The following is a 23,975-nucleotide window of genomic DNA, read 5'->3' on the forward strand; positions in this document are numbered from 1 at the left end:
CACGGGATCGGTCTCAGCGAAGCAGCATTCGGTCAGACCAGCTCCTCCACAGGAACTGCGTCCTTGGTGTCGGGATCCGAGAGTGTACCGGCCTTCCGATCAGCCAAGTACTTCTTCATCTCCTTCTTCACCACCGGCATGAGCATGTAGAGGCCGAGGATGTTGATGAACGCACAGAGGAACAGAGCAGCATCAGCGAACTCAACGATCTTGCTGAAGCTGGCGACGCAGCCGATGACCACGAACAGGCAGACGAGGACACGGAAGACTGTGATGGCGCCCTTCGATTTGCCGAACAGATAGGCCCAGGCCCGCTCTCCGTAGTAGGCCCAAGTGATGAGCGTGGAGAAGGCGAAGAGAGCCACCGCGATGGCCAAGAGCACCGGGTACCAGCTGGCCACGGTGGAGAAGGCGTCTGAGGCCAATGCCACGCCGCCGATCTCTCCCTGACCGAGGTCTTCGGTGTACGAGGGCTGGTTGGCGACGATGATGGTCAGCGCGGTCATGGTGCAGACGATGACGGTGTCGACGAAGGGTTCGAGGAGGGCGACGAAGCCCTCCGAGATGGGCCGACGAGTCTTGACTGCAGAGTGAGCAATGGGCGCCGAGCCGATTCCGGCCTCGTTGGAGAAGGCCGAACGCTGGAAGCCGATGATCATGACACCGACGATGCCGCCGGCGATTCCCTGCGGGTTGAACGCACCCGAGATGATCTCCCCGATGGCCTGCGGGATCTGAGGGAAGTTGATGCCCAGCACCAGCAGGCAGGAGATCACATAGAAGATGCCCATGGCGGGGACCAGCTTGTCGGTCACGTGAGCGATCGAACGGATTCCGCCGAGGATGACGAGGCCGACCAGAACGGCGAAGATGATTCCGAACATCAATGATGCCCAGGCTCCGCCGAGGAAGCCTTCGGTACCACCGGTGGCGGTGCGGACCTGGGCGAAGGTCTGGTTGGCCTGGAACATTCCGCCGCCGACGACGCCGAAGACGAGGATGGAGACCGCGAAGATTCCTGTCAGCAGAGTGGCCACTGGCCTGGTGAACTTGCGGAACGCGATGGGCAGATATTTGAAGGGACCGCCGTAGACGACGCCGTCTTCGTCGATCTCCCGATACTTGACACCGAGGGTGCACTCGACGAACTTCGTGCACATGCCCAGCAGTCCGGCGATGATCATCCAGAAGGTGGCACCGGGGCCACCGAGTGCGATGGCCACACCGACACCGGCGATGTTGCCGAGTCCGACCGTGCCGGACAGTGCCGAGGCCAGGGCTTGGAAGTGGGTGATCTCACCGGGATCGTCTTTGGATGAGTATTTTCCGCGGATCACTTCGAGAGAGACCTTGAACCCGCGGAATTGGATGAAACCGAAGTAGAAGCTAAAGATCAGCGCCGCAGCGACCAGCCAGAGAACGACGAAAGGGAAGGAGATGGGCCCGAGAGTGATGGGAAAGAAGATGATCCCGCTGAAAAAGGTGGCGATGGGATCGAACCATGCGTTGATGGCGTCGTCGAAGGGAGATTTAGGGGCATTTGCTGCCAATAACAATGTGTCCATAGAGCAATAACTTGCCGTACCCCCACCCATGTGGCAAGTACTATGAAGCACTACCCGAATACAGTTATCCAACTGTTACCTACGTCACATCATCCACCTGCTTTTGAGATCCAAGTCTCATTCCGTGTCCTGGACCGCAGGAAGGGCCGCAGCATCCCCAACTTGGCGGACAGACGAGCACGGCCGGTGGCGTGTCTGGATACTTCACTAAGGTCAACGACCTCGATGGCAATCCATTCGGCAGCGGTGGCGTCCGCGGCCGTCTGGCAGGTCCAAAACACCCCTCGGGCACTGTTCGACGTCGATGTCGTCGACGAGTTCGTCGCCTTCCAGTCCGAGACCGCTGTGCGCCACATCGCGGACTCCTGTGGCCACGGCCGCTCAGACCCGAACGATATGCCCTTGCCCGGCAATACCGATGAGATCATGTCGAAACTCTCCACTGAGGTCACGGCGGTCGTTGCAACGTGGCAGTTCATCGTCGCAGGCGTTCTCGACGTGGTGGAAAGTGCCATCGAGCAGGTCGAGTTACGCGGGATCGTCAAGCTCGGGCATTTCCAGCGCAGCGATCCCGTGGCGAACCTGATGGTTGTCCTCTGAGCTGGTCAGGCAGCGCAACCGACCATCAGCACGACGAGTGATCAGGAATGAAAGTGCTGAGGCGCCCCACCACCGATCCTCATGATCGGTAGTGGGGCGCCTCTCTGCTTCTTGCTCTTGTCACTTAGACGACAGCGGCCATGGTGCTCAGTCTTCGCCGATGATGACGAACGAGGTCGGCAACGACTGCTGCTCCGACTCGCTCGTGGGCCGGGCCTTGGCAGCAGGCTTCTGTCGCGGGGCTGATTTGACCGGTTCGGCTGCAGCCACCTTGGTCGCAGTCTCGGCTCCGATCATCAGTGGGAGCTCGGCTGCAGGTACCTCAGGCTTTTTCGCCCGGGCAGGTTTTTTCGCCTGCGTCGACTTGTCCTGCGTCGACTCGTCCTGCGCAGGCTTGTCCTGCGTTGGCTCCGACGTTTCCACGGCCTTTGCGTTGGGCCGTTTCCTGCTGTTGCGGTTGCGGGATCGGCCGGACTTGCCGCTGCCGTTCGAATCGGCAGTCTCGTGGCTCTGCGATTCCTTGGAGGTGTCGGTGTTCGTCGACGACTCGGTGTCCTTCGACTCCGTCTCGTCCTTCTTCAGCGTGGCCTTGGCAATGGCGGCAACGGCCGAACGCGATGCGTCGTTGGTCGCGGCGTCGGAGTGGCCATCGGAGTCGTTGGACTTCGACGACGACTTGTTGTCACCGCGACGTTTGCGATCACGTTTGCTGTTCGAGTTGTCGCTCTGTGCGGACCGATTGCCGTGATGGGCCTTCGAGCCGTCCTCGTCTGAGCCCGGCAGCAGCAGCCCCCGACCGGAAAGATCGGCCCCGGCGCTGACCAGGGACTCCGCGAGTCCGGTGCCGATGCGCTTACGCGTCATCTGCACGAGACCCAGAGAAGTCACCTCGGCGACCTGATGCTTGGTCCTGTCACGACCCAGGCACTCGACGAGACGGCGCACGACAAGGTCCCGATTCGATTCGAGGACCATATCGATGAAGTCGACGACGATGATGCCGCCGATGTCCCGCAGGCGCACCTGGCGGATGACTTCTTCGGCCGCTTCCAGGTTGTTGCGGGTCACGGTCTCTTCCAGGTTTCCACCCGAACCGGTGAACTTGCCGGTGTTGACGTCGATGACCGTCATGGCCTCGGTCCGGTCGATGACCAGCGAACCGCCCGATGGCAGGTTCACGGTGCGCTGCAGCGCCTTCTGTACCTGTTCTTCGACCCGGTAGTGGTCGAAGATGTCATCGTCTTCGCTGTAGCGGTGGACGCGATCGAGCAGATCCGGTGCCACAGCCTCGACGTATTCGTGGATGGTGCTCCAGGCGCTGTCGCCGTCGATGACCAGAGACGAGAAGTCCTCATTGAAGACATCGCGAATGATCCGCACGATCATGTCCGGCTCGCTGTAGAGGAGCTGAGGGGCCAGCACCTTCGTCGACTTCGACTTCTTCTCGATGGTCTCCCACCGGTTCGCCAGTCGTTCGACATCTGTGCTCAGCTCTTTGTCTGTAGCGCCTTCGGCCGCGGTGCGCACGATGACTCCGTTTGAGTCGCCGACGAGTTCCTTGAGCAGCTTCTTCAATCGGTTGCGCTCGACGTCAGGCAGCTTGCGTGAGATACCTGTCATCGAGTTGCCGGGAACGTAGACGAGGAAACGTCCTGGCAGGGAGATCTGGCTGGTCAGACGGGCACCCTTGTGGCCGACGGGGTCCTTGGTGACCTGGACGAGAACAGGGTCGCCGGGGCTGAGCGCCACCTCGATGCGACGGGCCTTGCCGTCCATGCCGAGAGCGTCCCAGTTGACTTCGCCGGCGTAGAGCACAGCATTGCGGCCCTTGCCGATGTCAATGAATGCGGCTTCCATGCTGGGAAGCACGTTCTGGACCTTGCCCAGGTAGACGTTGCCGATGAGAGAGGACTGCTGGCGGTTCTCCTTGAGGTAGTGCTCGACGGTGATCCCGTCTTCCACCACGACCAGCTGCGTCTGCTCTCCGCTTTCGCGCACCAGCATGGTGCGGTCAACGGACTCACGGCGAGCGAGGAATTCAGCCTCGGTGATGACGGGACGGCGACGGCCGGCCTCCCGGCCTTCCTTGCGACGCTGACGCTTGGCTTCGAGACGAGTCGAGCCCTTCAGCGACGTCACCTCATCGTTGTCGGTGCTGCGCGTCCGTGAACGACGGCGACGACGGCGACGCGAACCGTTGTCATCATCATCATCGCTATCGTCATCATCGGAGTCATTGGACTTCTCCGCCTGGTGGCCGGAGGTCTTGTCGTCAGAGGATTTGGCCTCTGCGGACTTGTTCGAGTCTGCCTGCTGAGTCTTCTTCTCCGACCGATTGCCGGAGCCGGAATCACGCTTGTGCGAGTGGTTGTCAGACGCATCGTCAGCAGAATCGTCGGATGACGATGCCGAATCCTCGTTGTCGGAATCGCTGCCATTGTCCTCGCGTCCGCGGGAGCGGCGGCCACGGCCACCGCGGCGACGACGACGGCCACCGGAATCGTTCGAGTCATTGTCGTCGGAGTCCTCGCTCTTCGCGCGGTTCCTGCCGTCGTCTGCTGATTCGGAGTAATCCGAGTCGTGGTCGTCCTCATCGGTGTCATCAGAATCGTCGGTGTCGTTCTCGGCCCGCACGGGCTGAGCCAGTTCCGCCTTGGGCACCTGAAAGATCAGTCCACCATCGTGTGGCACGGCGGACGAGCTGCGCGGGGCAGGAGCAGGGGCGGGCTCAACGCTCGGTGCGGCGAACGGATTGCGGGGATCGAATGCAGGGGCCGGGGCTGACGAAGCCTCAACCGCAGCAGTGTGTGCGGATTCGTTGTCATCGGCGTCGGTGTCATCGGTGTGAGAAGGATCGTTCGCCTCGCTCCCCCGGACACTGTTCGTCGCGGTCTGCCGATCCTCGGCGGGCTCACGGACAACCTGCTCGAATACGAGTCCTCTGTTGGCCACGGCATCACGTGCTTTCTTCGGAGCGCTCGGGCTCTGCTTGGGAACGTCCTCGTCCGAGTTGTCATCGCTCGGCTCGGTAATGCGAAGAGACTCCGCAGCCTCGGCGATGTTGTCGAGCTTCGCTCTGATGCTCTCGTCGACATCCTCATGAGAGGAGTCGGAAGTGTTCACCGACTGCTGCAGATTGGCGAGGTCCGCGAGGATGCCCTCTGTTGTCTCGTTGCCGTCGTTCGACGCGTCATTCATCATTTCTCCCAGACCGAAGGCTCCGTCCACACCCCACGGATCTTCGGATCCTTGCATGGTCCAAGTCGGACCGAAACTTGTGGATGGCACCTCCAGCTCGCGCTCAGCGCGTAGGCCTTCGGTGCTGCCTCTTCTTGGTGTCGACCTGCGAGGTCGTACCCTCGACTCGGTGGAGGCACTTCTCTTGCTCGGTGTGAGAACAAGTATCCGTCCCATCATTATGTCACAGATCAATCCGAGTGCTTCTGCCGATCTCAACCGTCTGCGCTGTCCGCCACTTTAGAATTGCGGCGATTCACAGCTGCCCCCGTTTGCTGCGCAGTGTCCGGGGAGGCATTCTTGGAGTGTGAATACCACAGAGACCCTTCCTGACGACGACATCACCGTGGTGCCGCAGACCCGATCCTGGGTGCTGCGGCCGACGAGTCTCGGCATCTTCCTCATCGTCGCATCCGTCGTCGGCTTCTTGGCGTCCTTCGCTCTCGCCGTCGAGAAGTACGAAAAGTTGGAGGACCCGAACACGGTGCTCTCCTGCGACCTCAACCCGTTCTTCTCCTGCGGATCTGTGATGGAGTATGCGGAGAGTCAACTCTTCGGATTTCCCAATCAACTCCTGGGAATCGGCGCTTTCATTTTCCCGCTGCTTCTCGGCGTGTTGCTCCTCGCCGGGGCCAAGATCCCGCGGTGGGTCATGGTCGGGCTCAACATCGGCCTCGCCCTCGGCACCGTTCTCGTCATGTTCCTGTTCTACGTCTCGATCTACAAGATCGGCGTCGGCTGCCCTTGGTGCATGGTGGTGTGGACGGTGACGATCCCGATGTTCGTCGCTGTCACGGCCCATAATGCTCTTGCCGGCAATTTCGGCGTCGGGATCGCGAAGAATCCGATCGCCAGGGTCCTGTCCAAGGAGAACGTGGCGATCTTCGTTCTATGGATGCTCGTCATCGCAGCCTGTATCGTCGTCCAGTTCTGGAACTTCTTCTCGACCCTGATCTGAGTGGCAGCGGCTCGGCCGCCGCCCTCCTGAACCGGTGCCCTGCTGAGTGCGGGGAACGGCCGATTCTGCGGGTCTGGGTGCCGGCAGCCTTGAAAGACTGACGACTGAGATGAGAAGACGCGGGTGTCCTGCAGCAGACTCTTCTGAGGAAGAAATGCTGCAGGGCACCGCGTCTGTGCACTGAGACTTTTCAGGCGGGGAACCAGATTCCGATCTCGCGTTCAGCCGATTCGACGGAATCGGATCCGTGTACGAGGTTCTTCTGAACCTTCTCGCCCCAGTCGCGGCCAAGATCGCCGCGAATTGTGCCCGGTGCCGCCGCCGTGGGGTCGGTCGCACCTGCCAACGAACGGAGCCCGGGGATCACGCCCTGACCGGAGGCGATGATTGAAACGATCGGTCCCTCGGACATGAAGTCGACGAGCGGCTGGTAGAAGGGTTTGCCTTCATGCTCCGCGTAGTGCGCGGAGAGTTCCTCCGCCGTCGCGGTACGCAGCGACAGTGCGTCGATGGCATATCCCTTGGCTTCGATCCGAGCGAGGATCTGTCCCACGAGTCCTCGTTCGACACCGTCGGGCTTGATGAGGATGAGAGTGCGTTCCATTCCAGTCCTTTTCGTTTATGCGATGATCGGCGGTCATAGTTTAGCCGCCGTTGAGTTCATTGATGTCAATCGCCGAGGCGGTTCAGGCCCGTTGCGCCACTTCCCTGTCGATCCTTGCCGACCAGTACACCGACACCGCCCACATGATGATGAAGATCGCTGCGACGAAGAACATCGAGGTGATGAGGAAGCCCGAGGCAAGCAGGAGGATCTGAACGACCCAGCCCAGTGCCACCCCTGGTCGCTTCTGGCCGATCCGCCGTGGCAGCAGCAGGACCGACGCGATTGCCAGAACTGCAATCACGGATGCGCCGAGGAGCAGCTGTCCCAGGGTCAGGGATCCAGCCGTCTTGACGGCCAAACCGTAGGCGGTGAGCACTGCGAAGTAGACGATGAAGAGTTCACAGATGAGGATCGAGCCGCACAGGACGGGAAACTTCGATTTCATCAGCTCATTCCTCCTTGCCGAGCAGCAGACGGGCTTCTGCCACGGTGTGGAGAGACCCGGTGACTACGATCCCTGGGCTCGTCGCCCCGGAATTGTTCGCCAGGTCGATGGCCTTCATCAGAGCCGCGTTGAGATCCGGTGTCTCGATCACAGAGTCCTCATCCACCCATTCGCGGACAGCCTCGGCCAGTTCGTGGGCATCCAATGCACGGGAGTTCAGTGCCTCACTGACGACGAACACATCGGCGCTGCGGTGAAGCTCCTCGAGCACGCCGAGGACATCCTTATCGGCGAACATCGCCAGAACCATCACGGTGTAGTCGAAGTCGAATGCCTCGGTGATGGTCTCGGCCAGCACGTGGGCGGCGTCGGGGTTGTGCGCCCCGTCGACGACCACTGCCGGACCTGTCCGGACAAGCTCGGCGCGGCCAGGAGACGTCACATGGGACAGGCCTTCGGCCACTGTGTCCAGTACCAGCGGCTTGTCCTCATCACTGAGGAACGCCTCCGCCGCGATCAGCGCCAGAGCCGCATTGTGTGCCTGATGGATGCCGTGCAGCGGCAAGAAGATGTCCGTGTAGACATCTCGGATTCCCTGCACGGTGATGAGCTGTCCGTCGACTGCCCGTGTGCGGTCGAGAAGTCGGAAGCTGCGTTCCTCGGTCAATGCGACAACGTGCCGACGCTCCACCTCGGCGTCCAAAGCACTCTGCGCCTCTTCGGTCTGTGCACCGATGACAGCAACCGGGTTCGGCGCTGGAGAAGGATCGATACTGCGGTTGAGGATTCCAGCCTTGGTGGTCGCGATCTCGGTGAGCGTGTCGCCGAGGAACGCCTGATGATCGAGCCCGATCTTCGTGAAGACACATACCTCTGCATCGGCAACGTTCGTCGAATCCCATTCACCGCCCATTCCCACCTCGGTCACGACAACATCGACGGGTGCGTCTGCGAACACAGCGAAAGCCAGGATGGTCAGCGCCTCGAAGAATGTCAGCCTCCCTCGCCCCTCAGCGACGAGTTCTGCGTCGACGAGGTCGAGCACCGGTGAGATCTCGTCATGAACTCGGACAAAGGTCTCAGCCGGGACTGGATCACCGTCGACCGAGATCCGCTCAGTCACCGAATGCAGATGCGGACTCGTGAACCGCCCGACCCTCAGGTCGTGAGCGCTCACGATCGAGTCGATCATTCGCGCGGTCGAGGTTTTGCCGTTCGTTCCGGTGACCGTGATCGTTGGTGCCGCCCGATGGATGTCACCGAGAAGCTCACAGGCACGACGGGTCGCATCGAGTCGGACCTCGACCTGGGTCTCCCCCGCTCGCGCCAGCAGTGCTGCGTAGACGCGGACCAGCTGGGACTGCGAATTCTCCTCGCGCTCGTCCGTGCTCATGCTCGGCTCACAGCGAATCGTGTTCCGGCCGGCAGTTCTTCGGGGGTGAAGACCTGCCCGTCAGCGTCAACCTCAGCGAAGTCGATTGAGGTGGCCAGCGTCTCGCCGGCAATGAGCTCCCGATGGGCTCTCAGCGCGGTTGCCAAATCGGTCTCCGCTTCGATGACGACCGTGATCCGATCGGAGATGTGCAGGTCCAGCTGTTTACGGATTCCCTGGATGGCACGGACCGTGTCACGAGCGACGCCTTCGGCCTCGAGCTCCGGGGTGACACGCGTGTCGAGCGCCAGGAAACCGGAATCGAGCGCGGCCAGCTCCATCCCCTCTGTGCCGGATTCGGCCACGGACTCCAGGGTGTACTCGCCATCGACCAGGTCGATTCCGCCGCTGGTCACCGAGCCGTCGTCGGCGACTGACCAATCTCCGGTCTTCGAAGCCTTGATCACCTGCTGCACCTGCTTGCCCAACCTGGGTCCTGCGGCGCGGGCATTGATCACAAGGCTCTGGGACAAAGAGAATCCTGCAGCTTCCGCCTCGGCGACGTCGAGCACTTCGACCTCACGGACGTTGAGCTCATCGGAGATGATGCCGGTGAACTCGCTGCCCAGGTCAGTGTCATCGGCGACGGTGAGCTTGGCCAGGGGAAGGCGCACCCGCAGCTTGTTGGCCTTGCGCACGGAGGACGCGGTTGAGCAGATGTCGCGGGTCAGGTCCATTGCGGACACGAGCTCGTCATCGGCGGGGAACTGACTCGCATCGGGGTAATCGGCTAGGTGGACCGACCGCTTCCCGGTGAGTCCGCGGTAGATCTCCTCGACGGTGAATGGCAGCAGCGGCGCGGCGACTCGGCAGAACGCTTCGAGACAGGTGTAGAACACATCGAACGATTCGTGGGCCGCCTCGGTCCCGTCCCAGAAGCGGCGACGGGAACGGCGCACGTACCAATTGGTGAGCATGTCGAGGTAGCTGCGCACGAGCTCGCAGGCCGCCCAGATATCGAGGCCCTCCATGGCGTCTGCGTACTCTGCGATCAGGTCATGGGTCTTGGCCAGCAGATACCGATCGAGCACCTGGCTCGAATCGTAGCGGGCTTCGGCCTGGTACCCGGCCTTCTCTCCGTCTGCACCGTCTGCGGTGTTGGAATACGTGGCGAAGAACTGCCAGGTGTTCCACAGCGGGAGAACGACCTGTCGCACTCCATCACGGATACCCTGCTCTGTCACGACGAGGTTACCGCCGCGCAGGATGGACGAGGCCATGAGGAACCAGCGCATCGCATCGGAGCCGTCACGGTCGAAGACCTCGTTGACGTCAGGATAGTTGCGCAGAGACTTCGACATCTTCTGTCCATCAGAGCCCAACACGATGCCGTGGGAGATGCAGTTGGTGAAGGCAGGACGGTCGAAGATGGCTGTCGAGAGCACGTGCAGGAGATAGAACCAGCCGCGAGTCTGTCCGACATATTCGACGATGAAGTCGGCGGGGAAATGGTTGTCGAACCATTCCGAGTTCTCGAACGGATAGTGGACCTGAGCGTAGCTCATGGATCCCGAGTCGAACCAGACGTCGAAGATCTCAGGGATGCGACGCATCATCGACGTACCCGTCGGATCGTCAGGGTTGGGCCGGACCAGGTCGTCGACCCAGGGGCGGTGGAGGTCGACTTCACCCTGGTCATTAACCGGCAGACGCCCGAAGTCGGCCTCGATGTCGGCCAGGGATCCATACACATCGGTGCGCGGATATGCGGGGTCATCGGAGGTCCAGACCGGGATCGGCGAACCCCAGAAGCGATTGCGGGAGATCGACCAGTCCCGAGCGTTCTCCAGCCATCTGCCGAACTGTCCGTGCTTGACGTTGTCAGGCACCCAGTTGATCTGCTCGTTGAGTTCGACCATGCGGTCCTTGAACTCCGTCACCCGAACGAACCAGGAGGACACGGCGCGGTAGATCAGCGGATTGCGGCAGCGCCAGCAGTGAGGGTAGGAGTGCTCGTAGGATTCGTGACGGATGAGCAGCGCCGAACGGCCCGCCAGCGGACCGGTGGCGTTGCGCAGGTCCTTGATGATGGCTTTGTTGGCGTCGAAGACCTGCTGCCCTGCGTAGTCAGCCACTGTGGAGTCGAAGCAGCCGGCGTCGTCAACGGGACGGGCGGCGGTGATGCCATAGGAGTCGGTGAGGTCCTTGTCCTCTTCACCGAAGGCTGGAGACTGGTGGACGATTCCGGTGCCTTCGTCCGTCGTGACGAAGTCCGCTTCGAGGATGGTGTGCATCCGTTCGCCGAATTCTTCCTGCCGGCCTTCGAAGTACGGGAAAGCAGGCTCGTATTCGCGCCCGAGGAGTTCACTTCCGGAGAATGTGCGCAGCACTTCGGGGTTCTCCCCCAACTCACGCTGGTAGGCGCCGAGGCGGGCCTCAGCAAGAATCAGGGTCTTGCCCTGCAGTTCAGGAGCTCCGTCTTCACCAGCGACGACGGCGACCAGCGGGATCTCAGGGTTGATCGCGACAGCCTGGTTGGACGGAACTGTCCACGGCGTCGTCGTCCAGATGAGGACCCATTCCTCGGCATCTTTGAGCTTGTAGCCGATGGTCACCGCAGGATCCTGGCGCGACTTGTAGACATCGTCGTCCATCCGCAGCTCGTGGTTCGACAGTGGAGTCTGGTCTTTCCAGCAGTAGGGCAGGACGCGGTAGCCCTCGTAGACGAGGCCCTTGTCCCAGAGCTGTTTGAACGCCCAGATCACGCTTTCCATGTATTCGACGTTGAGTGTCTTGTAGTCGTTCTCGAAGTCCACCCACCGGCCCTGGCGGGTGACGTACTCTTCCCATTCCTTCGTGTATTTCAGGACGGAGGAGCGGCAGGTGTCATTGAATGCGGCCAGGCCCATGCCGCTGATCTCTGATTTGTCGGTGATGCCCAACTGACGCTCGGCCTCAAGCTCTGCGGGGAGGCCGTGGGTGTCCCAGCCGAAACGGCGATCGACCTTCTTGCCGCGCATGGTCTGGAAGCGTGGGACCACGTCCTTGACGTATCCGGTCAGCAGGTGCCCGTAGTGAGGCAGTCCATTGGCAAAGGGTGGGCCATCATAGAAGACGAACTCGTTGTCACCGTTCTGCCCGGCATCACGCTGGTCGATTGACGCCTGAAACGTGTCGTCCTGTTGCCAGTAGGCGAGCACTGCCTCTTCGATGGCGGGGAAATCTGGCGAGGCACTGAGGCCGAAGGCCGAGGTCGATACCTTGGGATACAACGGTTGCGTCATGAGCGTCCTTTTAAGTCACTGCGGTCACTGTCACGAGGACGACAAGCCTGCCGCGGTACCACCTCGCTTATCCGCTCTCAACGACTGTCAGATGAGACAGACGATCAACGGATCGCTCATAGCCGGAGTGATGACGGGTCCAACCGCCCGGTTCTACTAAGTGCCTTCTGACTTGCCGAAGTCCTCGGCGAGTGACGAACGCACTGTTCTTCCGGATGCTCCCCGGTGATGGCCGGATCTACGCACCCTCAATCGTATACCTTGGCCTGCGGTGTCGACCACTCGACCGTGCGCAAGCGCCTGGCTCCCGAGCTCAGAGGCCCTGGTTGCGTGCCACTTTGTGCTGTGCGGCCTGAGCAATCGGTCTGATCACCATCAGATCGACGTTGAAATGGTGCGGTCGAGTCAGTGAGTAGACCACCGCATCGGCGACGTCTGCCGCGGTGAGCGGATTCTCCACCCCTTCGTAGACTTTGTCGGCTCGGTCCTGACTGCCGCCGACTCGTTTCAGCGTGAATTCCTCGGTAGCGACCATGCCCGGAGCGATTTCGATCACGCGCACGGGTTCACCGGCGAGTTCGAGTCGCAGCGTCGCGGCGATCGAATGCGTGCCGTGCTTGGCAGCGACGTAACCGCCACCGCCTTCGTAGGCCTGGTGTCCGGCGGTCGAGGACATGACGACGATGTCTCCGCGCCCGGATTCGATCAACGCAGGAAGGAACGCCTTGACGACTCGGAGGACTCCGAGGACATTGACCTCGAACATGTCACGCCAGCCGTCAACTGAGGCCTCGGCGACAGTGTCGGTGCCGTAGGCGGCTCCCGCGTTGGCGACCAGAGAGTGCACGGGCCCCCCATCAAGCACCTCGGCGGTGAGAGCTGCGACTGCGGCATCATCGGTGAGGTCAGCCACAACATAGCTGGCCCCGGTCTCCTCACACAGTGCCCGCAGCCTCTCCTCTCGCCGCGCCACGGCAACGACGTCCCAGCCCTGCTCCCGCAGTTGGCGAACCGTCGCGGCGCCGATTCCCGAACTCGCACCTGTCACGACTGCTCTCAGTGTTTCCATCGCTGTATTTCTCCGTACTTCTTCGTAGTTGTCCATGGTTCCAAGTGTGCAACTGTCCCTGGGCGTGCCGCGTCTGCTCGAATACACGATCATCGAGGTCACTGCTCAGTCTACTGAGTTCCAACCGAGCCCGGCAGGTCCAGTCGCACACTAAGTGCTGGTGGTGTCCGGGTCCGACTTCTGTGCCGACTTCTGTGCCGACCTCTGTGCCGACCTCTGTGCCGGGGTGCCCTTCTTCTCTCGCGGCGGCCGTGGGTTCGGCTTCGAATGCGGGTTGCGGGGTCCGCCTTCACCGAAGACGGCACGCACGCCGGGAATCTTGACCGCCAGCCAGGTGATGACAGCGCAGATGATCGTGTAGACGATCGGCATCGCGATCGCATGGACGAGGACACCGGGGACAGTGGTCGGCAGCCCCATCTCATTGCGCAGGGGGTAGAGCACGAGTGGGTGGAGCAGAAACACCCCGAAGGAGAAGGGGTAGAACCAGTGCAGAACCCGGAAACCGCTGTTCATGTGATGGTGAAGCAGAAGGTAGGCGGCCAATGAGGCGATGACGACCCCCGGTGAGAGGTATTCGTAGGGGAAGACCCACGGCTTCTCGCCCGGGCCGAGTCCGGCCCACACAATAGTCATCGCGATCGAGCCGGCAAGCGCCAACCACGCCAGGGCCACGCCGCGGGAGGAGAGCACTACGTCGCGCAGCACCCACCCGAGGATGTAGAAGCCGGCCATCGGCAGGAAACGCGTGGCGATATTGGCCTCGCCCACATCGAAGACGATGCCCGCCCACTGGTCGAGCATGCCGATGCCCAGGAAGATCAGGCCCGTCCCCCATTGCAGGCGCCGTGAACCGTAAATGCTGAGCAGACGGAAGAACGGTGTCAGCAGCGTCAGCCCAGCGAGCACGTAGAGGAAGTAGAGCTGCACGAATGGTGAACCGGTCAGGATGGCCAGCCCCGGGTTCCACCCGTCGTCGGTCGGGAGCAGATAGAAACGCCTGAAAGCGACGTAGACGGCCGTCCAGAACACGAGGGGGATCCCGATTCTCCACACGCGCTTGCGAAGGAACTTGCGTGGCTTGTTTCCACGTGCCGGGTCCAGTGCCAGCGCACCAGAGATCATGATGAACACGGGAACTGACCAACGGGCTGCGGAGTCGAAGCCGTTGGCCACCCACCAGTCGGGACCCATGGCCGCGTAGTTCTCTTCGACGACGGTCCCCAGCGAATGGATGGCGACGACTGCCACGATCGCGATCGCACGGGCCGGGTTCATCCACGCGGTCGACGTGGGCGGCAGGTTCTCTGTTCCGATTCTGTCCAAGGGCGCCATGGTCCAATATTCTCATTTTCGTTCGCAGAGGCATCTCACGCTCCATTCAGTATGTGTCACTCCCTGGAACCGCTGAAGTTCGCTCACGTTCAATGATCGGTTTGGCCCCAGGCCTCCCGGGTGAGAAAATCAACGATTATGAACACACCTGCCTTTTCGGACTCGACGCACGAGTCAGTGAACCTGCCGGATAAGCCGGCTCTTGAGGGACTTCGGGACAAATGGGACGCCGCGTGGAGCGACAACGGGGTCTATGCCTTCGACGTCGATACGGATCGCGAGCAGGTCTATTCGATCGACACTCCCCCACCTACAGCCTCGGGGTCCCTGCACGTCGGGCACGTCTTCTCCTACACTCAGACCGACATCATCGCTCGGTACCAGCGCATGCAGGGCAAGAACGTGTTCTACCCCTTGGGCTGGGACGACAATGGCCTGCCGACCGAACGGCGCGTCCAGAACTACTACGGGGTCACCTGTGACCCCACCCAAAGCTATGAGCCGAACTTCGAGCCGCCGGCGAAGCCCGCGAAGAACTCTCGTGACTTCGTCAAGGTCTCGCGCCAGAACTTCATCGAACTCTGCGAGACCCTGTCCGCTGAGGACGAGCAGGTCTTCGAACACCTCTTCCGTTCCACCGGCCTGTCCGTGGATTGGAAGTACACCTATCGCACCATCGATGACACGTCCCGTTCGGTCAGCCAGAAGGCCTTCCTCACGGATCTCGCGAACGGTCACGCCTATTCTCAGGACGCTCCCACCATGTGGGACGTCACCTTCGGCACTGCCGTCGCGCAGGCGGAACTCGAAGATCGGGAGAAGGACGGCGCCTACCATAAGGTGAACTTCTACCCTGAGGGTGCCGATGGACTCGCCGATACCTCAGTGGATCCGATCGTCATTCTCACTTCCCGTCCGGAGCTCATCCCAGCTGTCGTGGCGCTCGTGGCTCATCCCGAGGACGAGCGTTACGCATCCTCCTTCGGTTCCAGGGTCGTCTCGCCCCTCTTCGGTGTCAGCGTCGAAGTCCGCGCCCATGAACTTGCGAAGTCGGACAAGGGCACCGGCATTGCCATGGTGTGCACCTTCGGCGACCTCACCGACGTCACCTGGTGGCGTGAACTCGACCTGCCCACGCGCGCGGTCGTCAATCGCGGCGGTCGACTCAACCTCGAAGTCCCGGAATGGGTCGCGGCGTCGCCGAAGGCAGATGCTGTGGCCAACTACGAGAGGCTGGCGGGAAAGACTACTTTCACCGCCCGCAAGGAGATCGCCGAGATGCTCGCCGAATCCGGTGACCTCATCGGCGAGGTCGAAGCGATCACGCATCCTGTGCCGTTCTACGAGAAGGGCGACAAGCCCCTCGAAGTCGTCGCCTCCCGCCAGTGGTACATCCGCAACGGCGGACGCTCGGCCGAACTCCGCGATGCGCTCATCGCGCGCGGTCGTGAGATCGAGTGGCACCCGGCGTACATGCGCTCGCGCTACGAGAACTGGGTAGAAAATCTCAACGGTGACTGGCTGGTCTCCCGCCAACGCTACTTCGGCGTGCCGATCCCACTGTGGTATCGCTTGGATTCGGCCGGGGAACCTGATTACTCGGATCCGATCATCCCTGAGTCCCTGCCCACCGATCCCATCGCCGAGGTGCCCGCGGGCTTCACCGCTGACCAACGTGACGTGCCCGGTGGCTTCACAGCGGACCCGGACGTCCTCGACACCTGGGCGACCTCATCGTTGACCCCGCAGCTGTTGGGCGGTTGGAGCCGCGACGACGAATTCTTCTCCAAGGTCTTCCCCTTCGACTTGCGCCCTCAGGGACATGACATCATCAGGACCTGGCTGTTCTCCACTGTCGTCCGGGGAAACTCGCTCAATGATGCCGCGCCGTGGAAGCATGCCGGCCTTTCCGGGTGGATCCTAGATCCGGATCGCAAGAAGATGTCGAAGTCGAAGGGCAATGTCGTTGTCCCCTCAGACATCCTCGGCGAAGCGAAGCCGGGATTCGGTCCCGACGCGGTGCGTTACTGGGCGGCCAGTGCCAAATTCGGTGCCGATACAGCCTATGACGTGACTCAGATGCAGATCGGGCGACGACTGGCTATGAAGCTGCTCAACGCGTCGAAGTTCGCGCTTGCCCAGGGTGTGCACTCCGGTCTTGTCGGCCAGATCGGGTCCGTGACGCATGATCTCGATCGTGCCCTGCTCAAGAAGCTGTCCGGGGTGGTCGAGACCGCTTCGACGCATATGGCAGCCTACGATTATGCGCACGCTCTGCGTGCTGCGGAGAGTTTCTTCTGGGAGTTCACCGATGATTATGTCGAGCTGGTCAAGGACAGGTCGTACGGCGCCAAGGGCGAGGACAGCCAGCTTTCCGCCCATGTCACCCTCGCAACTGCTCTCGACGTGCTTCTGCGTCTGTTCGCCCCGATCATGCCCTTCGTGACCGAAGAGGTGTGGTCATGGTGGCGGACGGGATCTGTGCACAGGTCACCGTGGCCTGGAGACGAGCAGCTGACACATCCTGATTCGTCTGTGGATCCGGAGCTGTTGGTCTCTGTCGCCGCCGTGCTCAGCGAGATCCGGAGAGCGAAGACCGAGGCTAAGGTCTCCCAGAAGACGCAGATTCGCAGCCTCACCATCCATGCTCCGGCAGCTGTCGTCGCCGCGATCAGGAGCGCTCAGGGCGATTTGACGGCCGCTGGACGCATCCAGAAACTCGTCACCGAGGAAAAGGGTGAGGAGATCACGGTTGCCGAGATCGACTTCATCGATCAGGACTGACCGCCCACGCTTGTTCCAAGATCAGAACAGGACTCTCCGGCCTCCCGAGGGCTCAGACACATACGATGGACTCGACAGCTGAAGGAGTAGAGAGCTTCTTCATGGACGAAAGGCCCTTGAACTATGAGAAGTGAACTCTTTTCGAAGCGAAATGCAGAGATCCAGAACCAGGAACGCTGGACCCTGCAATCGAACAAGATGCTGCGCACAGTGATCACGCCCAATGCGCCCATGATCGCCACGAAGGGTGCCATGGTCGCTTATCAGGGCGACGTCCACTTCGCTCACCAGGGATCGAAGTCGGTGGGACAGTTCATGAAGAAGGCGGCCACCGGTGAGGGCGGCAATGTGATGAAGGTCGAGGGCCATGGCGAAGTGTTCTTCGCCCGTGAGGCCTCGAACATCTTCATGATGGCCTTGGAAGGTCAGCAGGACTCGCTGACGGTCAACACCTCGAACCTGTTGGCCTTCGACGATGCTCTGAATTGGGAGATCAAGCGGATCAAGGGCGGAATCGGTGCCATGGCCAGCGGCTCCGGACTATTCAACCTCGAACTCAACGGAGTAGGCACCGCTGCCATCTGCTGCAAGGGCGAGCCGATGGTCCTCGACTGCTCACAGCAGCCGACTTTCGTCGACCCGCAGGCCGCAGTGTGCTGGTCATCGTCATTGGCGCCGCAGATCAAGACCGATGTCAGCGTGGGAACATTCTTCGGCCGCGGTTCGGGTGAATCGGTTCAGCTCGCCTTCCACGGTCCCGGCTTCGTCGTCGTCCAGCCTGCTGAAAACGCTGTGTACTCCGCTCAAGCTTAGCCAGATCAGGCTCGAAGGACACTCACGCAGAGAGCTCCGACTACTTCACGTTGCGAGCCCGAGGCCGCCCGAATCAATGCTGGTCGGCCTCGGGCTTGTTGTCTAGGGTGGGCCTTTAGGTCACGGACGTCCGCGACTGCGCCGCTCCCCCGCGCTCCACGCGGTAGCGGCGGAACGTCGGGAAGATCAGTGCACAGGCGATGACGAGCAAGATGACGAGGAAGCCACCTCCGGCCGAAGCAATGGTCGTGCTCGTGATCTCAGCGACTGTACCGTGCAGAACATCAGCAACGCGTGGTCCCCCTGCGACGACGACGATGAACACGCCCTGCATGCGTCCGCGCATATCTTCGCTGGCGGCTTCCTGCAGCATCGTAGAGCGGAAGGCAGAGGAGATGATGTCGGCGCCTCCACCGATGGCCAATCCCAGAAGCGCGACGATGAGCGCTGCCGTCCAGAACCCGGAAGCGAATTCCAGAGACAGCCCGAACAGAGACATGGAGGTGCCCCAGACGAGAATCGCTATGATCACTGCCAGGCCCTGGCGTTCGACACGCGAGACCCAGCCGGAGAAGATGCCCGCCAGGGCGCTGCCTGCTGCCATAGATGCAAACAGAAGCGAGAAGACAATGCCTCCGGCGGGAGGACCACCGAAGGTCTCGGTCGCGATCTGTGGGAACAGCGATCTGGGCATTCCGAAGACCATGGCGATGACATCGACAAGCAGGGAAACCATGACAACGGTGTTCGTTCTCAGGTAACGGAATCCATCGATGACACCCTTGAAGCCGGAGCGTGTGTCGGGCTGCTTCCGAGGCACCAACGCAGGCAGACGCATCACTGCATAGAGAGTAGTGGCCAGGAACAGCGCATCGAGGATGTAGAGCATCTGGTAGCCGACAACCGGGATCAGAGCCCCGCCGATGATCGGTCCTGCCACGGCACCTAGTGTCATGACAGTCATATTGAGCGAGTTGGCAGAAGGGAGGAGCTCGAGCGGAACGATGGTCGGCAGCAGGGCACCCTTGGCCGGCTGATTGAGGCCGAAGAAGGCCTGTTGCAAGGAGAACACGGACAGCAGCAACCACACGTTTCCAAGCTGCATGACTGCGATGAGAGCCAACAATGAGCTGGCGACGATGAGGCCGATTGTGGAGAAGATGAGCAGTTTGCGACGGTCGATGACATCGGCCAGTGAACCGCCCCAGAGTCCGAAGACGATGAGCGGAAACAACCCGAAGACACCACTGAGACCTACATACCCTGATGACCCTGTGATGTGATAGATCTGTGCGGGAATGGCAACTACTGTCATCTGAGCACCGATGACGGTGACGATGTTAGCCAACCAGAGTCGGCGGTAGTTGTCGTATCTTAGGGGTCTGGTATCAGCGAACAGCCTCATCTAACGAGACGAGTCAGGCTGATTTCTTCGATGTCCGGGGCTGTTCGCGAGACACCAGTGTGGGGGCGACGTTCTTGTCCACGACGTCCCTTGTCACTACCACTTCGGCGATGTCCTCCCGGTAGGGAACATCGAACATGACCGGCTGCAGAACCTCTTCCAGGATGGACCGCAGTCCACGTGCCCCGGTACCGCGCAGGAGCGCGAGGTCGGAGATGGCTTCGAGTGCGTCGGTCTCGAAGCGGAGCTCTACATTGTCGAACTCGAACATCCGCTGGTACTGCTTGACCAGTGCATTCTTCGGTTCGGTGAGGATCGAAATCAGTGCCGCACGATCAAGCGTGGAGACTGTGGCTAGGACAGGCAGCCGTCCGATGAACTCGGGAATGAGTCCGAACTTCAGCAGATCTTCGGGCAGAATATCGGCGTAGAGGTCCTCTTCGTCGTTCTTCGACTGCAGGAGCGCCCCGAACCCGATGCCGTGTTTGCCCTTGCGCCCGGCGACGATCTCTTCCATGCCTGCGAACGCTCCGGCGACGATGAACAGCACGTTCGTGGTGTCGATCTGGAGGAAGTCCTGATGGGGGTGTTTGCGCCCACCCTGCGGCGGAACTGATGCCTGGGTTCCCTCGAGAATCTTCAGCAGCGCCTGCTGAACGCCTTCACCGGAGACATCGCGAGTGATTGAGGGGTTCTCCGACTTACGGGCGATCTTGTCGATCTCGTCGATGTAGATGATGCCGTGTTCGGCCTTCTGGATATCAAAGTCCGCGGCCTGGATGAGTTTGAGCAGAATGTTCTCGACGTCTTCGCCGACGTAGCCGGCTTCGGTCAGTGCGGTCGCGTCTGCAACGGCGAACGGCACATCGAGCCGCTTGGCCAGCGACTGCGCCAGGTAGGTCTTACCGGATCCGGTGGGGCCGACGAGAAGAATGTTGGACTTCGCGATCTCGACCTCGGCGTCGTCTGAGCCCAGAGTCTTCGTCTCTTCGTCACTCTGCAGGGAGCGGATGCGCTTGTAGTGGTTGTACACGGCAACGGAGAGTGCCTTCTTCGCGGGTTCTTGACCGACCACGTATTCCTGGAGGAAGTCGAAGATCTCGCGTGGCTTGGGCAATTCGATCTCGCTGTGCTCGGCGGTGCCTTCGCTGAGCTCTTCTTCGATGATCTCGTTGCACAGTCCAATGCATTCATCGCAGATGTAAACTCCAGGTCCGGCGATGAGTTTCCGAACCTGTTTCTGGGATTTCCCACAGAAGTTACATTTGAGCAGGTCTGCTCCGTCCGCACTGCGAGCCACTGTCACAACCTTCCGCCGGGGCACCTGGCCCCAACTCTACCGCTCGTGTTTCCTGTACCTCAATAGCTTCCCATACGGGACTGACATGAGCGGCCAGAACCGTCATTCGGTGTGTCGGAGAATATGGGCACACCCACGCTGTCGAGAAGGCCCAAACTACTCGGCGCCGCATTTGGTGGCAACTTCGCAGCACGGACAGCTTCGGGCCCGGACAGCCGATGACTGTCCGGGCCCGAAGATGCTCGTGTGTCTCAGACCGCCTTGCGGGAGGTCAGCACCTGATCGACGAGTCCATAGTCCTTCGCCTGTTCGGCGGTGAGGAAGAGGTCACGCTCGATATCGTTGGAGACCTGCTCCGGAGTCTTGTTGGAGTGGCTCGACAGAGTCGTCTCCAGCCACTGGCGCATCCGGAAGACCTCTGCGGCCTGGATCTCGATGTCTGAAGCCTGTCCCTGGCCCTGGCCCTCCATCGCCGGCTGATGGATGAGGACTCGGGCGTTGGGCAGAGCCAAACGCTTGCCCGGAGTACCGGCTGCGAGCAGAACCGCTGCAGCAGAGGCGGCCTGACCGAGGCAGACCGTCTGGATCTCCGGCTTGATGTACTGCATCGTGTCGTAGATGGCGGTCATCGCCGTAAACGAGCCACCCGGGGAGTTGATGTAGAGCGTGATGTCACGGTCAGGGTCCTGCGATTCGAGGACCAGGAGCTGGGCCATCACGTCGTCAGCACTCGTGTCATCAACCTGGACGCCCAGGAAGATCACGCGATCGTCGAAGAGCTTTGTGTAGGGGTCCTGGCGTTTGAAGCCGTAGGGAGTCCGCTCTTCGAACTGGGGCATGACGTAGCGGGACTGCGGCATGTTGCCGGCAGTCGACCCTGGCATAAAGTTCATTGAATTCATTCTTCCTTGGCTCCCACTCAGTTGTCGGTGACGTCGGACGAACGGGTCACCATCTTATCGATGAAGCCGTATTCCAGTGCTTCTTCGGCGGTGAACCAGTGGTCGCGGTCGTTGTCCTTGAGGATCTGCTCCAGTGTCTTACCGGTCTGTTCGGCGGTGAGCTCTGCCATCTGCTTCTTCATGTGCAGGATGAGCTCTGCCTGGATCTTGATGTCGGTGGCGGTGCCGCCGATGCCACCCAGTGGCTGGTGCATGAGAATGCGGGCGTGCGGGGTGGCGAACCGCTTACCGGGTGCGCCGGATGACAGTAGGAACTGTCCCATGGATGCCGCCATTCCCATGGCAACGGTGGAGACATCTGGCTTGATGTACTGCATGGTGTCGTAGATCGCCATTCCCGCGGTGACCGAGCCACCCGGGGAGTTGATGTACAACGAGATGTCCGCGTCGGGATCCTCTGCCGCCAGCAGCATCATCTGTGCACAGATGGCGTTGGCGTTGGAGTCACGCACCTCCGAGCCGAGCCAGATGATGCGCTCCTTGAGCAGACGGTTGAAGATGTGGTCATCGAGACCCATTGCCCCACCGGCGTCGAGGCCGACGGGCGCTGTCATTTCGTGTGCGCTCACGTTTCACTCCTGTTGGTCTTTGGTTGCTTTGATATGGACTCTAACTGCTCAACGGTCCGTTTTAGTCCGTCGAAGCACCTGTGTTCGCCATCAGCGTGATCGTGCATCGGATTCGGACTCATGGACCGTGAACCGCGGCGCCACGCAAGGGCCGACGTCGCTGTGGTGCCTGGGTGGAACTACGCGAAACGGTGGGCACGGAATAATTCCCGTACCCACCGTTGAAAGCTCAGTCACCGCCGAGGCGGTGCGACGTCACTTCTCGTCGTCGCCTTCGGCCACGACGGTCTCGTCTGAGTCCTCAGCCGTCTCGTCTGAGTCCTCGGCGCCCTCTGGTGCCTCTTCCTCAGGAGGAGTGGTGAACTCTTCCATGTCGACGACGTTGCCTTCGGTGTCCTTGACGACGGCACCGGCGAGGGCGGCGGCCAGGGCCTTGCGACGCGAGACCTCTCCGACCAGTGCGTTGACCTGCCCGGAGCTGTCGAGCATCTGCGCGAACTCGTTCGGGTTCATGCCGTACTGCTGTGAAGCGGAGATGAGGTATTCGATGAGCTCGGGCTGTGTCACCTCGACCTCTTCGGCCTCGGCGATCGCGTCGAGGATGAACTGAGTGCGCAGGTTGCGCTCGGTCTCCTCGGTGACCTCCTTGCGGTGCTCATCGTCGTCCACACGGCTCTCGGACTCGAGGTGGCGCTCGACCTCGTCGGTGACGACCTTCTCGGGAACCGGCACGTTGAGGGTCTCGATGAGAGATTCGAGGACCTTGTCGCGTGCCTGAGCACCCTGGTCGGTCTCCTTCTGCTTGGCAGCCTGCTCACGCAGGTCCGTGCGCAGCTCGTCGATCGTGTCGAACTCGCTGGCCAGCTGAGCGAAATCATCGTCAGCCTCCGGCAGTTCGCGAACCTTGACCGCGCTGAGCGTGATGGAGACTGTACCGGTCTCGCCGGCGTGCTCTCCACCAGCAAAGGTGGTCTCGAAGGTCGTGGTCTCGTCTGCCGACAGTCCGTCGAGTGCTTCGTCCATGCCATCGAGCATGGTTCCGGCACCGACCTGGTAGGAGATGTCGGAGGCGGTGTCGATCTCTTCGCCGTCGATGGTGGCGACGAGGTCGAGGGTCACGAAGTCGTCCTTGGCTGCTGGACGGTCAACGGAGCTCAGGGTCCCGAAACGGGTACGCAGCTGCTCGAGTTCGGCATCGACGTCGTCATCGGTGACCTCGATCGGGTCGACCTCGACGCTGATGGTGTCGTAGGCAGGCAGTTCGATCGCCGGGCGAACGTCAACCTCGACCGTGAAGGTCAGGTCGCCGTCTTCGGTGCCGTCGAGGCCGGGGACCTCTGAGATCTCAACCTCGGGCTGGCCCAGCGGCTTGAGATCGTTCTCTTCGACGGCTTCGCGGTAGAACCCGTCAAGACCGTTGTTGACGGCCTCCTGGATCACTGCAGGTCGACCAACGCGCTGATCGATGATTCGAGCAGGGACCTTGCCCTGGCGGAAGCCGGGGATGGTCACCTGGCCACCGATGGTCTTGTATGCCTCGTCGATGCTCGGCTTGAGTTCGGCGTATGGGACATCCACGCTGATCTTGACCCGCGTGGGGTCGAGTTGCTCGACGGAGCTCTTCACAGTGCGACCTTTCAATTTCGACAGTCATGCATATTCGGTCTTCT

General features: G+C 61.2%; 17 protein-coding genes. 4 read left to right on the forward strand and 13 right to left on the reverse strand.

What is annotated here, in order from left to right; all coding sequences use genetic code 11:
* Positions 1 to 32: 32 nt before the first annotated feature.
* Complete coding sequence (locus tag BANT918_RS02575; RefSeq protein ID WP_101618790.1) at positions 33 to 1,565, reverse strand: alanine/glycine:cation symporter family protein; 1,533 nt, start codon at positions 1,563 to 1,565, stop codon at positions 33 to 35.
* A gap of 225 nt (positions 1,566 to 1,790) precedes the next feature.
* Between BANT918_RS02575 and BANT918_RS02580 the strand changes: the two genes are divergently transcribed.
* Entirely contained in the window at positions 1,791 to 2,165 is a 375-nt protein-coding gene (locus BANT918_RS02580) for a hypothetical protein (protein WP_101618791.1), read from the forward strand.
* A gap of 147 nt (positions 2,166 to 2,312) precedes the next feature.
* Here the strand turns inward: BANT918_RS02580 and BANT918_RS02585 are convergent, their stop codons facing one another.
* Complete coding sequence (locus BANT918_RS02585) at positions 2,313 to 5,420, reverse strand: Rne/Rng family ribonuclease (RefSeq protein WP_233430322.1); 3,108 nt, start codon at positions 5,418 to 5,420, stop codon at positions 2,313 to 2,315.
* A 289-nt stretch (positions 5,421 to 5,709) separates the two neighbouring features.
* Between BANT918_RS02585 and BANT918_RS02590 the strand changes: the two genes are divergently transcribed.
* Positions 5,710 to 6,360, forward strand: coding sequence for a vitamin K epoxide reductase family protein (locus tag BANT918_RS02590; protein WP_101618792.1), 651 nt, complete (start codon positions 5,710 to 5,712; stop codon positions 6,358 to 6,360).
* 190 nt (positions 6,361 to 6,550) lie between these two features.
* Here the strand turns inward: BANT918_RS02590 and ndk are convergent, their stop codons facing one another.
* From ndk to BANT918_RS02620, 6 genes are all read right to left on the reverse strand, one after another.
* Positions 6,551 to 6,964, reverse strand: coding sequence for a nucleoside-diphosphate kinase (gene ndk, locus BANT918_RS02595; RefSeq protein ID WP_101618793.1), 414 nt, complete (start codon positions 6,962 to 6,964; stop codon positions 6,551 to 6,553).
* A gap of 82 nt (positions 6,965 to 7,046) precedes the next feature.
* Complete coding sequence (locus BANT918_RS02600) at positions 7,047 to 7,412, reverse strand: DUF4233 domain-containing protein (RefSeq protein WP_101618794.1); 366 nt, start codon at positions 7,410 to 7,412, stop codon at positions 7,047 to 7,049.
* Positions 7,413 to 7,416: 4 nt separating this feature from the next.
* On the reverse strand, positions 7,417 to 8,805 hold the full coding sequence (locus tag BANT918_RS02605) for a bifunctional folylpolyglutamate synthase/dihydrofolate synthase (protein WP_101618795.1): 1,389 nt from the start codon (positions 8,803 to 8,805) through the stop codon (positions 7,417 to 7,419).
* Positions 8,802 to 12,068, reverse strand: coding sequence for an isoleucine--tRNA ligase (gene ileS / locus BANT918_RS02610; protein ID WP_101618796.1), 3,267 nt, complete (start codon positions 12,066 to 12,068; stop codon positions 8,802 to 8,804). The genes BANT918_RS02605 and ileS overlap by 4 nt, the downstream gene beginning before the upstream one ends.
* 313 nt (positions 12,069 to 12,381) lie before the next feature.
* Complete coding sequence (locus BANT918_RS02615; protein WP_101618797.1) at positions 12,382 to 13,137, reverse strand: SDR family oxidoreductase; 756 nt, start codon at positions 13,135 to 13,137, stop codon at positions 12,382 to 12,384.
* A 150-nt stretch (positions 13,138 to 13,287) separates the two neighbouring features.
* A complete protein-coding gene (locus BANT918_RS02620; protein WP_233429436.1) occupies positions 13,288 to 14,472 on the reverse strand; it encodes an acyltransferase in 1,185 nt (394 codons plus the stop codon).
* A 138-nt stretch (positions 14,473 to 14,610) separates the two neighbouring features.
* Here BANT918_RS02620 and valS point away from each other — a divergent pair, with 138 nt between their 5' ends.
* Together valS and BANT918_RS02630 are read left to right on the forward strand one after the other, a co-directional pair.
* Positions 14,611 to 17,256 (forward strand): valine--tRNA ligase, encoded by a 2,646-nt coding sequence (gene valS / locus BANT918_RS02625; protein WP_101618798.1) that lies wholly within the window; start codon positions 14,611 to 14,613, stop codon positions 17,254 to 17,256.
* Positions 17,257 to 17,379: 123 nt separating this feature from the next.
* Positions 17,380 to 18,069 (forward strand): AIM24 family protein, encoded by a 690-nt coding sequence (locus BANT918_RS02630; RefSeq protein WP_101618799.1) that lies wholly within the window; start codon positions 17,380 to 17,382, stop codon positions 18,067 to 18,069.
* Positions 18,070 to 18,184: 115 nt separating this feature from the next.
* Here BANT918_RS02630 and BANT918_RS02635 read toward each other — a convergent pair whose 3' ends face one another.
* From BANT918_RS02635 to tig, 5 genes are all read right to left on the reverse strand, one after another.
* Positions 18,185 to 19,474: an MFS transporter gene (locus BANT918_RS02635; protein WP_101618800.1), complete on the reverse strand. Its 1,290-nt coding sequence runs from the start codon at positions 19,472 to 19,474 to the stop codon at positions 18,185 to 18,187.
* Between the two features lie 13 nt (positions 19,475 to 19,487).
* Entirely contained in the window at positions 19,488 to 20,774 is a 1,287-nt protein-coding gene (gene clpX / locus BANT918_RS02640; RefSeq protein WP_101618801.1) for an ATP-dependent Clp protease ATP-binding subunit ClpX, read from the reverse strand.
* Between the two features lie 251 nt (positions 20,775 to 21,025).
* Positions 21,026 to 21,667 (reverse strand): ATP-dependent Clp protease proteolytic subunit, encoded by a 642-nt coding sequence (locus BANT918_RS02645; RefSeq protein WP_101618802.1) that lies wholly within the window; start codon positions 21,665 to 21,667, stop codon positions 21,026 to 21,028.
* Between the two features lie 26 nt (positions 21,668 to 21,693).
* A complete protein-coding gene (locus BANT918_RS02650) occupies positions 21,694 to 22,290 on the reverse strand; it encodes an ATP-dependent Clp protease proteolytic subunit (protein WP_101618803.1) in 597 nt (198 codons plus the stop codon).
* A gap of 270 nt (positions 22,291 to 22,560) precedes the next feature.
* Positions 22,561 to 23,931: a trigger factor gene (gene tig, locus BANT918_RS02655; RefSeq protein ID WP_069600062.1), complete on the reverse strand. Its 1,371-nt coding sequence runs from the start codon at positions 23,929 to 23,931 to the stop codon at positions 22,561 to 22,563.
* Between the last annotated feature and the right edge of the window lie 44 nt (positions 23,932 to 23,975).

Origin of the sequence: Brevibacterium antiquum CNRZ 918 (genome assembly GCF_900169145.1) — a bacterium.
Taxonomy (GTDB): domain Bacteria; phylum Actinomycetota; class Actinomycetes; order Actinomycetales; family Brevibacteriaceae; genus Brevibacterium; species Brevibacterium koreense.

Bases quoted from the DNA above. Each gene is read 5' to 3' on its own strand.
- BANT918_RS02575 (WP_101618790.1), bottom strand. From the start codon at position 1,565: ATGGACACATTGTTATTGGCAGCAAATGCCCCTAAATCTCCCTTCGAC.
- BANT918_RS02580 (WP_101618791.1), top strand. From the start codon at position 1,791: ATGGCAATCCATTCGGCAGCGGTGGCGTCCGCGGCCGTCTGGCAGGTC.
- BANT918_RS02585 (WP_233430322.1), bottom strand. From the start codon at position 5,420: ATGCAAGGATCCGAAGATCCGTGGGGTGTGGACGGAGCCTTCGGTCTG.
- ndk (WP_101618793.1), bottom strand. From the start codon at position 6,964: ATGGAACGCACTCTCATCCTCATCAAGCCCGACGGTGTCGAACGAGGA.
- BANT918_RS02600 (WP_101618794.1), bottom strand. From the start codon at position 7,412: ATGAAATCGAAGTTTCCCGTCCTGTGCGGCTCGATCCTCATCTGTGAA.
- BANT918_RS02605 (WP_101618795.1), bottom strand. From the start codon at position 8,805: ATGAGCACGGACGAGCGCGAGGAGAATTCGCAGTCCCAGCTGGTCCGC.
- ileS (WP_101618796.1), bottom strand. From the start codon at position 12,068: ATGACGCAACCGTTGTATCCCAAGGTATCGACCTCGGCCTTCGGCCTC.
- BANT918_RS02615 (WP_101618797.1), bottom strand. From the start codon at position 13,137: ATGGAAACACTGAGAGCAGTCGTGACAGGTGCGAGTTCGGGAATCGGC.
- BANT918_RS02620 (WP_233429436.1), bottom strand. From the start codon at position 14,472: ATGGCGCCCTTGGACAGAATCGGAACAGAGAACCTGCCGCCCACGTCG.
- valS (WP_101618798.1), top strand. From the start codon at position 14,611: ATGAACACACCTGCCTTTTCGGACTCGACGCACGAGTCAGTGAACCTG.
- BANT918_RS02630 (WP_101618799.1), top strand. From the start codon at position 17,380: ATGAGAAGTGAACTCTTTTCGAAGCGAAATGCAGAGATCCAGAACCAG.
- BANT918_RS02635 (WP_101618800.1), bottom strand. From the start codon at position 19,474: ATGAGGCTGTTCGCTGATACCAGACCCCTAAGATACGACAACTACCGC.
- BANT918_RS02645 (WP_101618802.1), bottom strand. From the start codon at position 21,667: ATGAACTTTATGCCAGGGTCGACTGCCGGCAACATGCCGCAGTCCCGC.
- BANT918_RS02650 (WP_101618803.1), bottom strand. From the start codon at position 22,290: ATGACAGCGCCCGTCGGCCTCGACGCCGGTGGGGCAATGGGTCTCGAT.